The 17118-nt window shown below is 43.7% G+C and carries 16 protein-coding genes and 1 pseudogene; 13 read left to right on the top strand and 4 right to left on the bottom strand.

Going from position 1 to position 17118, the window contains the following annotated elements:
• Positions 1–65 precede the first annotated feature (65 nt).
• The 3 genes from AC1U9U_RS10235 (at position 66) to AC1U9U_RS10225 (ending at position 3088) form a co-directional block, all read left to right on the top strand.
• A complete protein-coding gene (locus AC1U9U_RS10235; protein WP_479960461.1) occupies positions 66–1151 on the top strand; it encodes a TRAP transporter substrate-binding protein in 1086 nt (361 codons plus the stop codon).
• A 145-nt stretch (positions 1152–1296) separates the two neighbouring features.
• Positions 1297–1830 carry a TRAP transporter small permease gene (locus AC1U9U_RS10230; protein ID WP_479960460.1) on the top strand — a complete coding sequence of 178 codons (534 nt, stop codon included), beginning with the start codon at positions 1297–1299 and terminating at the stop codon, positions 1828–1830.
• Positions 1808–3088, top strand: coding sequence for a TRAP transporter large permease (locus AC1U9U_RS10225; protein WP_479960459.1), 1281 nt, complete (start codon positions 1808–1810; stop codon positions 3086–3088). Before AC1U9U_RS10230 ends, AC1U9U_RS10225 begins: the two co-directional genes overlap by 23 nt.
• Before the next feature lie 80 nt (positions 3089–3168).
• On the opposite strand, the gene AC1U9U_RS10220 is transcribed toward AC1U9U_RS10225, so the two are convergent.
• Positions 3169–3366: a DUF1858 domain-containing protein gene (locus AC1U9U_RS10220; protein WP_479960458.1), complete on the bottom strand. Its 198-nt coding sequence runs from the start codon at positions 3364–3366 to the stop codon at positions 3169–3171.
• Positions 3367–3582: 216 nt separating this feature from the next.
• On the opposite strand from AC1U9U_RS10220, the gene AC1U9U_RS10215 reads away from it, so the two are divergent.
• Together AC1U9U_RS10215 and speE are read left to right on the top strand one after the other, a co-directional pair.
• Complete coding sequence (locus AC1U9U_RS10215) at positions 3583–3864, top strand: hypothetical protein (RefSeq protein ID WP_479960457.1); 282 nt, start codon at positions 3583–3585, stop codon at positions 3862–3864.
• A gap of 132 nt (positions 3865–3996) precedes the next feature.
• Positions 3997–4866 carry a polyamine aminopropyltransferase gene (gene speE / locus AC1U9U_RS10210; RefSeq protein WP_479960456.1) on the top strand — a complete coding sequence of 290 codons (870 nt, stop codon included), beginning with the start codon at positions 3997–3999 and terminating at the stop codon, positions 4864–4866.
• 61 nt (positions 4867–4927) lie between these two features.
• On the opposite strand, the gene pdxR is transcribed toward speE, so the two are convergent.
• On the bottom strand, positions 4928–6346 hold the full coding sequence (gene pdxR, locus AC1U9U_RS10205; RefSeq protein ID WP_479960455.1) for a MocR-like pyridoxine biosynthesis transcription factor PdxR: 1419 nt from the start codon (positions 6344–6346) through the stop codon (positions 4928–4930).
• A gap of 114 nt (positions 6347–6460) precedes the next feature.
• Between pdxR and pdxS the strand changes: the two genes are divergently transcribed.
• The 6 genes from pdxS (at position 6461) to AC1U9U_RS10175 (ending at position 12499) form a co-directional block, all read left to right on the top strand.
• Positions 6461–7342 (top strand): pyridoxal 5'-phosphate synthase lyase subunit PdxS, encoded by an 882-nt coding sequence (pdxS, locus tag AC1U9U_RS10200; protein WP_479960454.1) that lies wholly within the window; start codon positions 6461–6463, stop codon positions 7340–7342.
• Position 7343: 1 nt separating this feature from the next.
• Positions 7344–7922: a pyridoxal 5'-phosphate synthase glutaminase subunit PdxT gene (gene pdxT / locus AC1U9U_RS10195; protein WP_479960453.1), complete on the top strand. Its 579-nt coding sequence runs from the start codon at positions 7344–7346 to the stop codon at positions 7920–7922.
• Between the two features lie 333 nt (positions 7923–8255).
• Positions 8256–9464: a threonine ammonia-lyase gene (gene ilvA / locus AC1U9U_RS10190; RefSeq protein ID WP_479960464.1), complete on the top strand. Its 1209-nt coding sequence runs from the start codon at positions 8256–8258 to the stop codon at positions 9462–9464.
• Between the two features lie 355 nt (positions 9465–9819).
• Positions 9820–10854 carry a threonine aldolase family protein gene (locus AC1U9U_RS10185; protein WP_479960452.1) on the top strand — a complete coding sequence of 345 codons (1035 nt, stop codon included), beginning with the start codon at positions 9820–9822 and terminating at the stop codon, positions 10852–10854.
• Between the two features lie 154 nt (positions 10855–11008).
• Positions 11009–11659 (top strand): HAD family hydrolase, encoded by a 651-nt coding sequence (locus AC1U9U_RS10180; protein ID WP_479960451.1) that lies wholly within the window; start codon positions 11009–11011, stop codon positions 11657–11659.
• 69 nt (positions 11660–11728) lie between these two features.
• Positions 11729–12499 carry a MerR family transcriptional regulator gene (locus tag AC1U9U_RS10175; RefSeq protein ID WP_479960450.1) on the top strand — a complete coding sequence of 257 codons (771 nt, stop codon included), beginning with the start codon at positions 11729–11731 and terminating at the stop codon, positions 12497–12499.
• Between the two features lie 75 nt (positions 12500–12574).
• Here the strand turns inward: AC1U9U_RS10175 and AC1U9U_RS10170 are convergent, their stop codons facing one another.
• Positions 12575–13123, bottom strand: a complete 549-nt coding sequence (locus AC1U9U_RS10170) for a hypothetical protein (RefSeq protein WP_479960449.1) — start codon at positions 13121–13123, stop codon at positions 12575–12577.
• Positions 13124–13503: 380 nt separating this feature from the next.
• Here AC1U9U_RS10170 and abc-f point away from each other — a divergent pair, with 380 nt between their 5' ends.
• Together abc-f and nagZ are read left to right on the top strand one after the other, a co-directional pair.
• A complete protein-coding gene (abc-f, locus tag AC1U9U_RS10165) occupies positions 13504–15171 on the top strand; it encodes a ribosomal protection-like ABC-F family protein (protein WP_479960463.1) in 1668 nt (555 codons plus the stop codon).
• A 115-nt stretch (positions 15172–15286) separates the two neighbouring features.
• Positions 15287–16555: a beta-N-acetylhexosaminidase gene (gene nagZ, locus AC1U9U_RS10160; protein ID WP_479960462.1), complete on the top strand. Its 1269-nt coding sequence runs from the start codon at positions 15287–15289 to the stop codon at positions 16553–16555.
• 75 nt (positions 16556–16630) lie between these two features.
• Here nagZ and AC1U9U_RS10155 read toward each other — a convergent pair.
• Positions 16631–17118, bottom strand: a pseudogene (locus AC1U9U_RS10155) (hypothetical protein); the annotation flags it as partial.

Below are 17118 nucleotides of genomic sequence, written 5' to 3'. Positions count from 1 at the left end.
AGTATAGAGGGGAATAGAGAGATAAAACGAAATTCGGACATCCGAAAAATTGAGGAGGCGGAATGATGTTTAATCTGAGGAAATCGAACAAATCCCTAATCTTATTGGTAGTAGTTACTTTAATGATGGCTCTGACTTTAGCCGGCTGCTCTTCTTCATCAAGTGGCAAAGCCAATAATTCCGGTAATGCTAACAATTCCAGCAGCGCCGGTGGCAGCCCTGAAAAGAAAGCAGATCCCATCATCGTAAAGTTCTCTCACGTAACCACCATTGACTCGCCAAAAGGCGTTGCTGCGGAAAGATTTAAAGAGTTGGCGGAAAAGTATACAGATGGGCGTGTCACAGTGGAAGTTTATCCTTCTTCCCAGCTTTACGGTGATAAGGAAGAACTGGAAGCAGTGCAAGCTGGCAATGTGCATATTATTGCCCCTTCTATTACTAAATTAGTAGGGATGAATCCCCAGTTCCAATATGTGGATCTCCCATTCTTATTTAAAGATAACGCTTCTGTTTATCGTTTCTGGGAAAGCGATGCTAATAAGAAACTGATGAATAGCTTAGATAACTACGGTGTGCGCCTGTTAGCTATGTGGCCAAACGGCTTCAAGCAATTTGTTAACGGTAAGCACCCCTTAAAAACCCCGGCAGATTTTAAAGGTCTGAAGTTCCGGACCCAAGCCGGTAGCGTTTTGGAAGCGCAGTTCGCTGCTCTCGGAGCCGGCTCCGCCACTATCGCCTTTGGAGAAACCTATACCGCTTTACAACAAGGAACTGTTGACGGAACCGAAAACACCTTTAACAATATCGATACCCAAAAATACGCGGAAGTGCAAAAGTACATGACCGTTTCCAATCATGGACGCCTTGACTATTGCATCATTGTCAACACCAAGTTCTGGGACGGATTGCCTGGTGATATTCGGCAAGCACTAGAAAAAGCCATGGCCGAAGCCACTGACTACGCCGTTCAATTAGCCGAAGATTTAGATAAACAAAGTTTTGAAAATCTAAAGAAAGCCGGTATGGAAGTTGTAGAACTGAATCCGGAACAACGGGCAGAGTTCCAAAAAGTGATGGAGCCGGTGGTTACCAAATTTGAAAGTGTTATTGGCAAAGACGTAATCGAAGCCGCACGGGCCGCCAATAAATAATTTAATCATATTCGGAAGAAGGGCGGGCTTCCCCGTCCCTTCTTCACAAGAAGCTTACTGACAAGAAACAACAAAATAAAACATTCCGTCCTATGTTTCTTCACATTTCAACGTAATGGGTGATTTGCGGAAAAGAGGTGTTCAGATGAAGCGGTTTTGGAAAGTGTTTCGCTTTCTGGAGGATATTACAGCCGGGGGATTGTTGTTTATTGGAGTTACGATCATTTTTTATGGAGTTATCATGCGCTATTTCCTTAATAGTCCCAAACCATGGGTGGACGAAATCTCCCAATGGTTGATTATATGGGGAACTCTGATTGGCACAAGTGTGGCTTTACGGGACAACCATCATATTAAGGTAGATATGCTATTTGACCGTTTACCTTTGAAAGCGAGATTCATGGTTACTATTTTTGCCCATGTCGTAGGGCTGTTGTTCAGCGTTTTTGTGCTTCGCTATGGTTTTGAACTAGTAGCCTTCGTTCACAAAACAGGACAACGCTCTGTTGATACGGGAGTACCTCTATATTTTGTTTATGCAATCTTACCTTTGATGGGTTCCCTGTTGACCCTGCGCTTTGCGGTTAAACTATATGAAACTCTCAAAAATCGCGGGAAAGACTGGATAGCGGAGCAAGAAAGGGGCGTAAAACCAGATGACCACAGCTTTACTGTTTAGTGTTTTTGTTATTCTATTCTTACTGCACGTCCCCATTGCCATCAGTTTAGCCATGTCCACAATTCTGATTTTCGCTACTACCTCAGACTTTAATCTGATGATGATACCCCAACGAATGTTTGCGGGGATCAATACCGCACCACTCATGGCAATTCCTGGGTATGTACTGGCGGGAGTGCTCATGGCTAGAGGTGGGGTGTCTAAGTACCTCATCGAATGTCTGCGGGCTTGGATCGGCCACTTGCCGGGTGGCCTCTCCGTGGTAACTATTCTTGCTTGTACTCTTTTTGCGGCCATTTCCGGTTCCAGCCCGGCTACAGCAGCTGCTATCGGTGCCATTATGCTCCCGGCCATGATCAAAGGGGGGTATCCTAAGCGCTATACCATGGGTTTGATTGCCGCTTCAGGAACCCTTGGGATCCTCATTCCACCCAGTATTCCCTTAATTGTTTACGGTGTAACCTCCGACGTTTCCATCGGGAAGTTATTTATGGCGGGCATAATTCCGGGTCTTATCCTTGCTACCACCTTGATCATCATAGCTATAGTTTATGCCAAAATCAAAGGCTATGGACACACGGAAAAGGCCACTTGGAGTGAGCGGTGGAAGTCAACGATTAAGGCTATACCCGGTGGTTTTCTGCCTTTCTTGATTCTCGGCAGTATATATTCAGGGATTTGTACGCCCACCGAGGCAGCCGTTGTGGCAGTTTTCTATACCTTGATTATTTCTCTTTTTGTCTATAGGGAATTGCACCCCAGGGATTTTCGAATTGTCCTCGTTGAAACCATCAATACCACATCTATGATCTTCCTGATTATTGCCGCAGCGATGGTCTTTGCCCTATTCCTTACCAATAACCAAGTGCCGAATAAAGTAGCCACTTGGATCGGTCAATCGAGCCTCAATGTCGTTGCCTTTTTCTTCTTCACGCAGCTAATGTTTTTCATCATGGGAACTTTCTTAGAGGCTGTCTCCATTATTCTCATTACTCTTCCTATTTTACTTCCGATTATGAGATCTCTCGGCATCGATCCCATTCACTTTGCTATCGTCATGACCGTTAATATGGAGTTGGCTATGATTACCCCACCTGTAGGTCTTAACCTCTTTGTTGTGAGTTCGATGGCTAAGGAAAAGCTTGGAGAAGTGGTCATGGGAGTATTGCCGTTTATATTGGTAATGATAGTAATGCTAATCGTACTGGTGGTCTTCCCCGAACTTTCTCTGATGCTACCCACTGCTGTTATGAAGTAAACAGCCTGATTATTGCCCTCGATGTCCTCTTTTATATAGCCCTCTTCAGGTTTTTCCTGAGGAGGGCCTTTTTCACGGGTCTACTGGTTAGCAACAACCTTATTTAGGTCTTTGATCAGTGCAGGCACATCGATGCCATGGGCCATGGCGCCTTGCTCAATGTTTTCAAAACGGGCGGCCATGCAGCCAAAACAGTGCATACCGTATCTTTGGAATACCTCCACGGTTTGTGGATATTTTTCTACTACATCGGTAATTTTTTCTGCTCCTGTAAGCATATTTTTCACTCCTTTTTTAAAATCTTTGGTGGAGTAACACTCCGTTTGAGTTCTTTTATAATTTTACCTGATTATTAGAATTTAACCCAGAGATTTTTATTTGATGGATAAACTAGGGATCATTGTTTGGACTAGTTGGGATAAGCTATAATAATGTTAATTTTTATCAGGACAATTAGGTATATGGATAATTATAACCTGGAAAGAGGTGGCAGGATGGACCGTTTTATCCTCATCTTATTGCTAATCGCTTTAGTGGTGGCAGGAATAACCTATCTTCTGGGGCGATTTGTACCGAAGATGAAAGCCCTCAAATACTTGCCGGGGATTTTGTGTCTGATCATGGCAATCTACCTTTATTACTTGGCAAGGTTCGTTAGGGCCGGTGAAGGATTTGAGGATCTAGCCAATTTCGTAATGGCTATAATGTTCCTTGCAGGTTCTTTATCCGGGCTTATTACTGCTTTGGGAATGGGTTATCTAAACCGAAATAAATGATAGACTGATTTTAGATACAACAAAATAAGCCTTCCCCAAAACGAGACAACTCTATATACTAAACGGAGTTGTTTCTTGTGGTATAATAATAAGGGCAAGATGCCCTAAGAATATTGTGTTATGGAGGCAAAAATGACCAGAAATTTACCAGGTTTTTTATCCGAAAATGAGAATGGACTATGGATGACGGAAGATGAACGGGAAAATCTAAAGATCGATTATCGGATCAAGGAGATTATCTTCGAGGCAAAGTCTCCAATTCAGCATGTGATGATTCTTGATTCTTATAGCTTTGGCCCCATGTTAGTATTGGATGGTATTGTCCAAACTACTTCCATGGATGGACATATTTACAATGAAACAATTTCGCATGTGCCTTTAGGGATTCATCCTAACCCGAAAAAGGTACTGATTATTGGCGGCGGCGATTGCGGGGTTGCCAAAGAAGTCTGCAAATATGTAAGCGTTGAACAAATTGATGTGGTAGAAATTGATCAGATGGTGGTTGAGGCTTGCCTGAAGTATCTGCCGGAGGTATCCGGCGGGTTATCAGATCCGCGGGTCCATTTCATTTTTAATGATGGGGTAAAATATGCCCAAACAACAACTACCAAGTATGATGTAATCATTGTGGACTCATCAGATCCCATCGGACCGGCAGAGGTATTGATTGAAAAAAGTTTTTATCAGAGTTTACATAATGCGTTAGCAGATGATGGACTCATGGTTTGCCAAAGTCAATCACCGATTTTCCATGGAGAAGTAATGAAGGAGATCTATCAACGGGTTAATGGCATTTTTCCAAAAACAAAGATGTTTACGGCAGTAGTGCCTACCTATCCCGGTGGCTTGTGGAGCTTCACTTTAGGATCGAAAAAATATACCGATCCGGATACGGCAAAAATTAAAAGAACTGATACTCTTTATGTAAATGGGCAAATCCTTGAAAGTTGTTTTTCCCTCCCGGAATTTATGTGGAAGCAGGTTAGTGAGTTTAGATAAAAAATCCGACCTTGCTAGGCTTTAAGCAATAGGGTGAAAAGCAAGGTCGTTGGTTTGTCTTTTACTTAATTACTTCTACAAGACTATGGCTCAGACGTTGAATCGCGGTCTCAATCTTTTCCGGTTCTAATCCGGAGTAATTGATGATGATCTTGTGGGTTCGGTCATCGGGCTTACCGTGATAATATTGTGACACGCAGGAAATGCGGATACCGGCGCTCTTGGCGGCTGCAATAAGTTTCGCATCTTCCACATCTGTGTTCACTTCTATTAAAAAGTGCAATCCCGAGTCCTCTTCCTGGATCGTCACAAAGGGGGTTAAGTCACTTTGCCGAATCGCCTTAAGGATGGCATCCCTTTGTTTACGGTAATAGGTGCGCATACGGTTAATATGTTTTTCAAAATAGCCCTCCGTAATGAAGCGGGCTAGGGTAAACTGCTCAAAGGTGGAGACGGTGCAGGAATAAAAGCCTAGCTTCGCGTAAAAACGTTCCACTAAATGCTTGGGAAGAACCATATAGCTAATCCGAAAGGTAGGAGCAAGGCTTTTGGAAAAAGTGTTAATATAGATGACCTTTTCCATTACATCAATGCTTTGCAAGGTTGGAATAGGCTTGCCAAAAAGACGGAACTCGCAATCATAATCATCTTCGATGATATAGCGTTCTTTTTGATTAGCGGCCCAGCTGAGAAGTTCATAACGACGGCTCACTGGCATAATTATGCCCGTGGGAAAATGATGGGAAGGAGTAATATGAAGGATTTCAGCCCCACAGCTTCTTAAATGTTCAAGAATAACACCGGAGGTATCCATAGGAATAGGGCGGCACTTCACATCATTGCTCTCATAGATTTTTGTTAGTCGAGGGTAGCCGGGATCTTCCACAGCGTAGACGCGATCACGACTCAAAAGCTGGATGATCACACTGTAGAGGTATTGGGTTCCGGCACCGACAATGACTTGTTCCGGTTCCACAGACATCCCCCGGAATTGATAAAGATGTTCGGCTATGGCCTGTCTTAGCTTCATTACGCCGCCTACGGAAGTGTCGGAGAGAAGCGAGGCTTCACTTTCTGTATCGGTGACGTCCCGAAGCAGCTTTGTCCAGACCGAGAAGGGGAAGGAGTCGAGGGCGACGGAATTCTTGACAAAGTCGGCGTAATAAGCCGGCTCTTTTTTTGGTCTAGGACTGAGATCTTCTTGGGGCCTTTCAATGGAGGGGTGAAGGGTTTGTTTATCTAAGTTGGAGACAAAATACCCGCGTTTAGGCAGGGTGTAAATATATCCCTCCGCGGCAAGCTGAGCATAAGCGTTTTCGATGGTTATTATGCTGACCCCCAGATGTTTGGCAAAGACTCGTTTAGAGGGGAGTTTTTCATCCGGCCTTAATTTTTTTTGCAGAATATCAGTCTTGATACAGTAATAGAGATATTCATACATGCTCTCTGACCCTATATTTTCGAAAGAATATGTTAGCATAATCAATCCTCGCACTCAAATTGGCTATAAAAAATAATGGTAATCTGGGCATTTTAATATATCCAGATTTGAGTATACTTCAAACTAATCAATAAGTAAAGCGAGGGTTTTAGCATGAGCTTAAATAGCAAACAGTATGAATTGAACAAAGAGTTAGCCCAGATGTTAAAGGGCGGCGTGATCATGGATGTCACCACACCGGAACAAGCGAAGATTGCCGAAGCAGCCGGAGCCTGTGCAGTCATGGCTCTAGAGCGGATTCCTGCTGATATTCGTGCGGTAGGCGGAGTTTCCCGTATGAGCGATCCCAAGATGATCAAAGGAATTATGGACGCCGTTTCCATTCCGGTCATGGCCAAATGCCGTATTGGTCATTTTGTTGAAGCTCAGATTTTAGAGGCTATTGAAATTGACTATATTGACGAGAGTGAAGTCTTGTCTCCTGCTGATGATGTATACCACATTGATAAGACCAGTTTCAAGGTGCCTTTTGTTTGTGGTGCCAAAGATTTAGGGGAAGCCCTGCGTAGAATTAACGAGGGGGCTTCTATGATTCGGACCAAGGGAGAGCCAGGAACAGGGGATGTGGTTCAGGCTGTACGGCATATGAGAATGATCAATCGTCAAATCAACCGCATCGCCAATATGAGGGAAGACGAGTTATTTAATGAAGCCAAAGAACTGCAAGTGCCCTATGATTTGGTGCTCTACGTTCATGAGCATAAACGCCTGCCGGTGGTCAATTTTGCAGCGGGTGGCATTGCTACTCCGGCTGATGCGGCTTTAATGATGCAGCTAGGGGCGGAAGGGGTTTTTGTGGGCTCCGGTATCTTTAAATCCGGAGATCCTGCAAAGAGAGCTCAAGCTATCGTTAAAGCTGTTACCAACTATCAGGATGCTAAGGTATTAGCGGAACTGTCTGAGGACCTTGGAGAAGCTATGGTCGGAATTAACGAACAGGAAATTGAACTGCTTATGGCGGAACGAGGAAAGTAAAATGATCGTAGGAGTATTAGCCGTACAAGGAGCTTTCGCAGAACATGAGAAAATCCTTAACGAACTTGGCGTGGACTTCCTGGAGCTTCGCAATGGAAATGATGCTCGTCAAAATCTCGATGGATTGATTCTTCCGGGAGGTGAGAGTACCACCCAAGGCAAACTGCTCCGGGAACTGGATATGTTTGCCCCCTTACGGGAAAAGATCGCCAAAGGCTTGCCTGTACTAGGTACCTGTGCGGGACTTATCCTCCTGGCAGAAGAACTTTCTAACGATTCAGCCCGTCATTTTGGTACCCTACCGGTGAAAGTTAGGCGCAATGCTTACGGAAGACAGCTGGGCAGTTTTTACACCGAAGAGGGGTTCGGCGATCTGGGTAAGGTTCCTATGACCTTTATCCGCGCGCCCTACATTGAATCCGCAAGTGACGGTGTGGAAATTCTCGCTGAGGTAAACCGGCATATTGTGGGTGTTCGGTACCAAAATCAAATCGGGCTGTCCTTTCACCCTGAACTTGATGAAGACAGAAGAATTCATCAAATGTTTCTTGATGGGATAAAATCACAGCACAGACTGTAGCCAGTCTGTGCTAAGAAAATCTCCGATTAGAATACAAGGCCCAAAGCTATTAGGATAAGGATAGCAATGACAATTATACCTATACCGACTCCGCAAAAAATCATAAATATCCCCCTCTCTATCTTTATATTACACAATATGCAAAGAGGGTTTTTATGGAATACTATGGTAATAGAAATGGCACTCTCAAAGAAGGTTACTTCTAGAAAGAGTGCCCGTTTTTATTTTAAAGGGTGAGGATAGCTCATTCTGTATATACTAAGTTTGCCAAAGGGCGATAATGCTTTACCATCCCATGGTTTTGAAGACTACCAGAAAGCAGAGGGGCATTTTATGTCAACAATACTAACTTTACCACAGATTCAAGAGGCGCAAGAAGCAATACATCCCTATGTACATAAAACGGTCTTGGATCATTCGAACACTTTGAGTTCCCTTACCGGCACAGAAATATACCTTAAGATGGAAAGTCTGCAGAAAACCGGTTCCTTCAAAATTCGCGGTGCTATGAACAAAGTCCGCACCCTCACGGAGGAGGATCAGAAGAAGGGAGTAATTGCCGCTTCCGCCGGCAATCATGCACAAGGGGTGGCGATGGCGGCCTCCCGCATGGGCATTCCGGCTATGATCGTGATGCCGGAAAATGCCCCCCTTGCTAAGGTTTCCGCGACGGAAGGATATGGAGCGAAGGTAATCCTTTCTGGGGCAGTTTTCGATGATGCTTATCAGAAAGCCCTGGAAATCCAGAAAGAGACCGGGGCCGTTTTTATCCATGCTTTTGATGATCTGGAGGTAATGGCCGGCCAAGGAACTATAGGTCTTGAGATTTTCGCGGAGCTTCCTGAGGTAGACACGGTACTGGTACCCATCGGGGGAGGAGGGCTTATCTCAGGAATTGCGGTAGCCTTAAAATCCTTAAAGCCGACTGTACGCATCATCGGCGTCCAAGCAGCCGGGTGTGCAAGCATGGTTCACGCACTCAAAGTCGGAAGTCCGGATTCCTTAGCCCAGGCCAATACTTTAGCCGATGGTATCGCAGTGAAAAAGGCCGGAGTCTTAACTTTTGCTACAGTCCGGCAATATGTTGATGAAATTGTGACTGTTGGGGAGGAGGAAATCAGCCAGGCTATTCTGATGTTGATGGAACGTACGAAGACTCTGGCAGAAGGAGCGGGTGCCGTTAGTGTAGCCGCTGCCCTCCAACGTAAAATTGATCTTACGGGTCAAAAGGTTGTTCTTATCATAAGCGGCGGTAATATCGATGTGAATTTTCTAGCGGAGATTATCGAGAGGGGACTCAGACGCTCAGGCAGAGCCATGACCTGTCAGGTGCTTTTACCAGACCAACCCGGTAATCTGGAGAAGGTTCTGGAACTTATCGCTCAAGAACGGGCCAATATAATTACTATCGAGCACTCCCGTTATGATTTATCAGTACCTTTACGCTACGCCCACGTCCAGATGACTTTGGAGACCCAAAGCTTTGAACACCAAAAGCGGATTACCCAGCGTCTGGGGGAAGCAGGATATACATTGACTTAAAACTAAAAACTTCATGGTTATCATCAAGATCAAGGTCTGTTTCGCAGCTTTGATGTCATTATTCGGAGTGGTGGACTAGAGGCTGGTTCAAATCAACCCCTTGGCTATATAGCTAGGGGGTCTTTAATTATTTCGCCGCTTGGAGTTATAATACAAAAGGTATTTAATGATATTACGGATAGGGTTATACTAAGAATCGTGAGAATTACATCAAGGATAGGCTCAAACTGATTCTTCCCCGGTGGTTCTGAAAATTGGCTAATTTATTGCTAATCGAAACGATGGATGAAGACAATATCCTTATCAAAGGCTGCAGTGTTAAATTGTGACCCAAATGACAGGAGGAGATTTAAAAATGATCAGCTTTAAAAACGATTATAGTGAAGGCGCCCATCCCCGAATCCTGGAGGCTTTAGTGGAGTCAAATCTTGTCCAAGAAAATGGCTATGGGGAAGACAGCTTTTCCCGGGAAGCAATTGCACTTTTGAAAAAGAGACTGGAAAATCAAACTGTGGATATCCATTTTCTTACTGGGGGAACCCAAACCAATCTGGTGGCAATTTCGGCCTTTTTAAGACCTCATGAAGCTGCTATTGCCGCTCAAACCGGCCATATCTTTGTCCATGAGACAGGTGCCATCGAAGCCACCGGTCATAAAGTGCTCACGGTAGAGGTGGATAATGGTAAGTTGACTCCTACCAAGATTAAAGAGGTGCTTGATGCACATACTGATGAACATATGGTGAAACCCAAGCTGGTCTATATCTCCAATACCACTGAGATAGGCACCGTCTATACAAAAAAGGAGTTAGAAGACCTAAGCGAATTCTGCCGTGCAAAAAAGCTTTACTTTTTCATGGACGGAGCAAGGTTAGGCTCAGCCTTGTGCAGTGAAGGAAATGACTTGGAGCTTGCTGATTTACCAAAGCTTCTAGATGCTTTTTATATCGGCGGGACAAAAAATGGGGCACTCCTCGGAGAGGCTCTTGTGATTTGTAATGAGGATTTAAAGCCTGATTTCCGTTATCACATGAAACAAAAAGGTGCTCTGCCTGCTAAAGGAAGGGTGATTGGCATTCAGTTTCTTGAACTTTTCCGTGACAATCTGTACTTCGATTTAAGCACCCATGCTAATCGTCTAGCCGACAAACTGCGCGACCAGTTAAAAGAGGCAGGGGTTGTGTTTCTCTCCGAGTCTGACTCTAACCAGATCTTTCCTATACTATCCAACAAGGTAGTAGCTCAGCTTAAGGGTAAATACAGCTTTGAGATTTGGGGCAAAGTTGATGAGGAAAGAACCGCTATTCGCTTAGTAACTTCTTGGGCGACAAAAGATGAAGCCGTCACTTCCTTTATGGCGGACCTTAAGGAAGTGCTGAATTTAAACTAAGGGAGTATTTCATCACTACTACGAAGCACCATCTGATGATAGAAAAGTAACATTGGCTTAGGATACTTGGCTAAACGCTCAGTATGCCGGGGTTCAAACGCCGTGTCATCCTGAGCATGAGCGAAGGATCTTTTGGTAAAGAAAGGAGATGAAAATGAGAAAATTTACTGATGTAGATGGGATTATTTTCGACTTGGATGGGACCTTATGGAATGCAACAGAATCGGTCTTATTAACATGGAATAGGGCCTTAACCGAATATGCCCAGGAACAAGGGCTTACGGTGGAAAAGATTACTCTGGACCAGATTAAAAGTGTCATGGGCCTGCAAATCCCCGAGATCGGCGAAAAGCTATTTCCTAACTTTGATGAAGAGACCCGAGAGAAAATCATGGCCAGAGGAAGCGAAATCGAGTGTGATTATCTAAGGAACCATGGCGGAATTTTGTATCCCCAGGTAGAGAAGACTTTAGAAGCACTTGTTCAGGAGCATAAGCTTTTTATCGTCAGCAATTGTCAGGTAGGGTATATTGAAGCTTTCTATTTTGCGCACAAACTGGAAAAGCACTTTATCGATTACGAAAACCCAGGTCGGACAGGGCTTGCCAAAGGGGAGAACATTAAGCTGATCATCAAGCGGAATCAACTTAAAAATCCTGTCTATGTGGGAGATACCGGTGGAGATGCTAAAGCGGCGCAAGTTGCGGGGATACCCTTTATTTATGCTCGGTACGGCTTTGGGACGGTGGAGAACTATGATGCAGTTATCGATAGTTTTGACGAGCTATTAAAGGTTTTTCGCTAATTTTTGATTTTCCTCTTTACATTGACGTTGCGTCAAGGTGTATTCTTAATCTCGCCAGGAGGTGATCGCATGGAATACACAGTGCAAAAATTAGCTCATTTAGCGGGAATCAGCTCACGAACTCTTAGGTACTACGATGAAATCGGGATTCTTAAGCCGGCTAGAATCTCTTCTTCAGGGTATCGAATCTATGGACAACAAGAAGTTGACCGCTTACAACAGATTTTATTTTATCGGGAGTTGGGAATGAGCTTGGAAGGAATTCGAGATATCGTAACTTCCCCTGATTTTGATGGGGCAAAGGCACTGCGGGAACATCGTGAGAAGCTTCTGGAAAAAAGAGAGCAATTGGATCTGCTCATTGAAAATGTCGAGAAGACCATTGCCCAAAGGGAAGGGAGAATCACTATGTCCGACACAGAAAAGTTTGAAGGATTTAAACGTAAGATGATTGAAGAGAACGAGGCTAAGTACGGTCAGGAAATCCGCGAAAAGTACGGTGAAGAGACCGTGGAAAAATCCAACCAGAAGTTTATGAACATGAGCAAAGAACAGTATAATGAGTTCACCAAACTAGGAGAGGAAGTTTTGGCAACCCTTTATGAGGCGTTTAAAACTGGTGATCCTGCTGGAGAGCTGGCTCAAAAAACTGCCAATCTCCATCGCCAATGGCTTACCTTCTCTTGGCCGAGCTACTCCAAGGAGGCTCATGCCGGGTTAGCTCAGATGTATGTGGATGATCCTCGCTTCACTGCATATTACGATGAGAAGCAACCAGGCGCAGCCGAGTTCCTTAGAGATGCGGTATTCATCTATACGGGGATGAATAAGAATAAGTAAATTGCCTGGAATGGGATAGAGAAAAAGGGAGTAGTTCCTACTTAAAAGTAGTGAACTCTCCCTTTTAAAGTGCCCTTATACTGTCTTTGCCAGATTTCGCTTAATTGTCTCGATTGCCCGATCATGTCGGCCAAGAATAGTGTCTAAGGATTGATTTTCTACTTTAACTTCTCTTACGCTGGTAGAAATGCTTTTAACAGCTAACTCTATTATGTCTGCTCTATTATTAATTGAATTAAGTATTTCTTGATGTTCCCGCTGATTTTGCTCATAATGGCTCTTTTGAACCTCGGCCAAGATTCGGATATCTTTTCTAGTGCTTTCCAGCATTATGGTGTTATTTGCTATTTTGCTGTGTAAATCAGCAGAATCTTTCTGCAGCGCAGAGATATCTGCTTTCATAGAACCGACATCTTTCTGCAGCGCAGAGATATCGCCTTTCATGTCATTGACATCTTTCTTTAGGGTCTTTACATCAGCTTGAAGAGCAGAGATATCTGCTTTCATGGAGCCAACGTCTTTCTGCAGAACGGAGATATCTGCCTTCATAGAAGAGATATCTTCGCTCATTGTAGTTTGGTTATGAAGTATCTGATTTAGAATTTCGATAACTTCCCGATCCATCTCCTCCACCCCTTGCTAATAATATAGCATATTTTGGATGTAATACAATAGACATTCAAGCAAATATTTGACATAAGGTAAACAATGCTTTTATAATAATCATGAATTAAAAATCTTAAGAAAGGTAAGGTATCTGCAGAAAATGAAGAAGTAATTCACTTTGCAATAAATGCCTTGGGTAAGTCGTTTTAAAGGACGGCTTTATAATCATGCATTTTACTGTGAGTGGATAGCAATTTTCTGTGGGTAGCTTCTCTATATTACACCTTTACTATAGTTTTCGGTTGTCCTATTTTATGCGCATGAAAGCTTTTGAGGGCATGTTGAGAATATGTAGTATTTTTGGGTCGTAATTGGCATAGAAACTATCCTCTCCGGTAATTAAGGAGGGGTTTTTTATTTTATTAATAGAATGCAGCAAGGTAAAAAAATACTTCGGTGATCGCCTGATTATCGAAGTTGATAAACTAAGTCTCTATGCGGAAGATCGTATCGGTATTATTGGTGTCAACGGTGTTGGCAAAACAACCCTGATAAACCTGCTCACCGGAAGATTGGAACCTGATGAAGGCTGGGTTAAGCTTTATGGAAAGTATTCTTATCTTTCCCAGCTGGAACCCCCTGAGCATAAGATGATCGGCCCAGAAATGGCTTCCAGATTCAAAGTACCTACCGATTATAGCGAGAGCATGAGTGGAGGGGAAAAGACCCGGTTTAAACTGGCAGACTGCTTAAGTCAAAACAGTGCCATGATCTTTGCCGATGAGCCCACCAGTAACATGGATATAGAAGGAATCGAGTTAATCGAACGGTATTTTGCCGAGTTTTCCGGGGGGGTGTTTCTGATTTCCCACGATCGGAACTTACTTGATCGATTGTGCACTAAGATTATTGAAGTGGAAGATGGAAAAATTAAAATCTATTCAGGCAATTATAGTGACTACTGCAAGCAGAAGGATCAGGAGAGAGACAGGGCCCGGTTTGAATATGACCAGTACGTCACGGAAAAAAGGCGCCTTGAGCGAGTTGTTATCGAATCCCGGGAAAAAGTAAAGTCTATTCGTAAGGCTCCCCGAAGAATGGGTAATTCTGAAGCCCGGCTCCATAAGATGGGTAACCAAAAGGCCAAAGCCAATCTCGATCGTGCCATGAAGAGTGTTGAGACTCGGATTGAGCATCTGGAGGTTAAAGAAAAACCTAAGAAAATTGAACGAATCAAACTGGATATAGCCGATACACAGAATTTCTATAGTAAGGTTATTATTGAAGGAAAGAAGATCAATAAAGTCTTCGGTGCTAAGGTAATCTTGCAAGATGCTGAGTTCAAAATCGAAAATGGGGCAAAGGCCGCCTTGATCGGACCCAATGGCTGCGGAAAAAGCACCCTGCTGAAAATGATCTCGAATCGAGATAACTCCTTGAAGATAGCCCCTAGCGCAAGGATCGGTTACTTTAGTCAGGATTTAAGCATACTAAATGAAAGCGAAAGTATCTTGGAAAATGTTATGGCTGAAAGCATCTATCCTGAGAACTGGGTAAGAATACTGTTGGCCCGACTCCTTTTTAAGGGAGACAATGTTTATAAGAAAGTCGATGTGCTTAGCGGAGGTGAGCGGGTAAAAGTTTCTTTTGCCAAAATTCTTTGCCAGGACTATAATCTGCTTATTCTCGATGAACCTACCAATTATCTGGATATTAATTCGCTGGAAGTAATAGAAGAAGCATTACAGGACTATGATCATTCCTTGCTTTTTGTCTCTCACGATCGCCGCTTTATAGGCTCGGTTGCTAATCAGATCATGACTATTGAGGATTTTCAAATCAAAAGCTTCAAGGGGACTTATGCAAAATTCTTGGCAAGCAAGAGTAAAGTTCCTTTGGATAGGGATAAAGAGGAAATCGAAAAAGAAATTATTGTCTTGCAAAATCGCCTTACCGAGGTAGTAAGCAGAATCTCCATGCCCACAAAAAAAGATGACATTGAGGAGCTGGACAAAGAATATTATGAAATATTGGCTGAACTAAAACGTTTAAAAGTATTGTTATAAGTGTTTGTCTTTAGCAAAGGTTTCATTTATAAAAAGTAAAGTTCATATAAAATTAAGAATAAAGATTATACTATGAAAAAGTGTTGGTTACTAAAAAGCTAAAGGTAAGATGCAAATGTATAAAAAGGCTTTAGTTCTCATTGGTTTGGTTTCTCTAGCTCTTATTATCGGGTATTTAGTTTTCGGTAAGAGTATAGTACAAGACCCTAAGGATTTTTTGCCGGGTCCACAAGGGAGTTCCGGTAATTCTAAGATTATCCCGGGAAATACTCCTGAGGTTGACGCCCTTAAAGAACAGATTAAGAAAATGACCTTGGAGGAAAAAGTCGGGCAATTAGTGTTGGTTGGCGTAGATGGCTATGAGGCAAATGAGAATTCACAGAAGTTAATTGAAACTTATCATGTGGGTGGCTTTGTGCTGCTGAAGAAGAATGTCAGGGATACTGAGCAAATGCTCAACCTCATTAATTCATTGAAAGGGACCAATACAAACAAGATACCCTTATTTTTGGCCCTGGATGAAGAGGGAGGCAGGGTATCCCGGATGCCTTCGGAGTTTAAAGGGATGCCGTCAAACCAGCTGGTTGGTACACAGAATGATGAGAACTTAGCTAAGCGGGTGGGAAGTATACTTGGACGAGAAGTTAAGGAGTTCGGCATGAATGTCAACTTCGCCCCTGTCCTAGATATTTTTAGTAATCCGAAAAATAAAGTAATCGGGGATCGTTCCTTCGGCAGCAAACCTGAGCTTGTCAGCAAACTGGGTATTCAAGCCATCAAGGGGATTCAAGAACAAAATATTATCCCGGTGGCCAAACATTTCCCGGGGCACGGAGATACCACTGTGGACTCCCATGTGGGACTGCCTAGAGTTGATTATGACTTAGAGAGACTGAAGAGCTTTGAGCTTGTGCCCTTCGCCAATGCCATCGCCAATGGCGTTGATGGAATCATGTTAGCCCATATCCTGCTGCCGAAGCTTGATCCGGATTATCCAGCTTCCTTTTCTAAAGTCCTCATCACTGATATTCTGCGTAAGGGGTTAAAGTTTGAGGGGGTTGTTTTCACGGACGATATGACCATGGGTGCTATCGTGGAGAACTATGATATCGGGGAAGCAGCTGTCAAGTCCATCCAAGCGGGTAGTGATATTATTTTGGTCTGTCACGATTTCAACAAAGAAGAAGCAGTGGTAAAGGCCCTTCAGAATGCGGCTAAGACAGGAGAAATTTCTACAGAACGACTAGAGGAGAGTGTATACCGTATCCTCAAGCTGAAAGAAAAGTATCCGCTTTCCGGTCGGCAAGCCCGATCGGTAGACGTAGAAGGTATTAATCAAAAAATTAAAAGTCTTTATGAGGAATACCCATCCTTAAAAGGCTAATGAGAAAAGGAAGCAAGAAAAAATCTTGCTTCCTTCTTCAAATAAGTGGCCTCTTAATATCTTTATGAGCTTGGGTCAGCGCGGGACGTAGCCGGTGACTGTCCAAATTCCCGTTTCGTCCCGGCGGATCAAGCGTTCCAGATACACTGTTTTAACCGGGCCTTCGGCAACCTGAACTATCGCTTTTTTGCCATCGTTTGCCGTAAGTTCCAGGGAGTTGAAGTCCAGAGGAGGTTCGCCGCTAATTCCTTCCGGAGAAATTTGCAAAGCCACAAAGGTAAAAGCTACTTGGCTGGGGTCAAGTTGCCAGGGGCTGCTTCCTCCGTCTACCTGTAGTTGATTGTTTTTCACTACTTCCAGGTCGACCGGCACATCAATGACGGGTTCTTCAGAAGGTGTTTGTCCTGGTTGAGGTGTAAGGTTTATAGTACCGGTGATTTGTTTGGCAAGACCCTCTAGGCGCTCCCCCCGCACCAGAATTTCCAGGCCATCTTGTTGCCAACGCAGGCTATCTGGCAGGATTTCCAGTGGTCCGTCATTTGCTTGCCCTAGTTGGGCTAAAG

It is taken from the genome of Desulfitobacterium sp. (genome assembly GCF_982384815.1).
Note: the sequence above shows the minus strand (reverse complement) of the source record. Positions and strands in the feature narration are given on the sequence as shown.

Bases quoted from the DNA above. Each gene is read 5' to 3' on its own strand.
- pdxS (WP_479960454.1), top strand. From the start codon at position 6,461: ATGAGCTTAAATAGCAAACAGTATGAATTGAACAAAGAGTTAGCCCAG.
- AC1U9U_RS10170 (WP_479960449.1), bottom strand. From the start codon at position 13,123: ATGGATCGGGAAGTTATCGAAATTCTAAATCAGATACTTCATAACCAA.
- speE (WP_479960456.1), top strand. From the start codon at position 3,997: ATGACCAGAAATTTACCAGGTTTTTTATCCGAAAATGAGAATGGACTA.
- AC1U9U_RS10180 (WP_479960451.1), top strand. From the start codon at position 11,009: ATGAGAAAATTTACTGATGTAGATGGGATTATTTTCGACTTGGATGGG.
- AC1U9U_RS10220 (WP_479960458.1), bottom strand. From the start codon at position 3,366: ATGCTTACAGGAGCAGAAAAAATTACCGATGTAGTAGAAAAATATCCA.
- AC1U9U_RS10185 (WP_479960452.1), top strand. From the start codon at position 9,820: ATGATCAGCTTTAAAAACGATTATAGTGAAGGCGCCCATCCCCGAATC.
- AC1U9U_RS10215 (WP_479960457.1), top strand. From the start codon at position 3,583: ATGGACCGTTTTATCCTCATCTTATTGCTAATCGCTTTAGTGGTGGCA.
- AC1U9U_RS10175 (WP_479960450.1), top strand. From the start codon at position 11,729: ATGGAATACACAGTGCAAAAATTAGCTCATTTAGCGGGAATCAGCTCA.
- AC1U9U_RS10225 (WP_479960459.1), top strand. From the start codon at position 1,808: ATGACCACAGCTTTACTGTTTAGTGTTTTTGTTATTCTATTCTTACTG.
- nagZ (WP_479960462.1), top strand. From the start codon at position 15,287: ATGTATAAAAAGGCTTTAGTTCTCATTGGTTTGGTTTCTCTAGCTCTT.
- AC1U9U_RS10235 (WP_479960461.1), top strand. From the start codon at position 66: ATGTTTAATCTGAGGAAATCGAACAAATCCCTAATCTTATTGGTAGTA.
- ilvA (WP_479960464.1), top strand. From the start codon at position 8,256: ATGTCAACAATACTAACTTTACCACAGATTCAAGAGGCGCAAGAAGCA.
- pdxR (WP_479960455.1), bottom strand. From the start codon at position 6,346: ATGCTAACATATTCTTTCGAAAATATAGGGTCAGAGAGCATGTATGAA.
- pdxT (WP_479960453.1), top strand. From the start codon at position 7,344: ATGATCGTAGGAGTATTAGCCGTACAAGGAGCTTTCGCAGAACATGAG.
- AC1U9U_RS10230 (WP_479960460.1), top strand. From the start codon at position 1,297: ATGAAGCGGTTTTGGAAAGTGTTTCGCTTTCTGGAGGATATTACAGCC.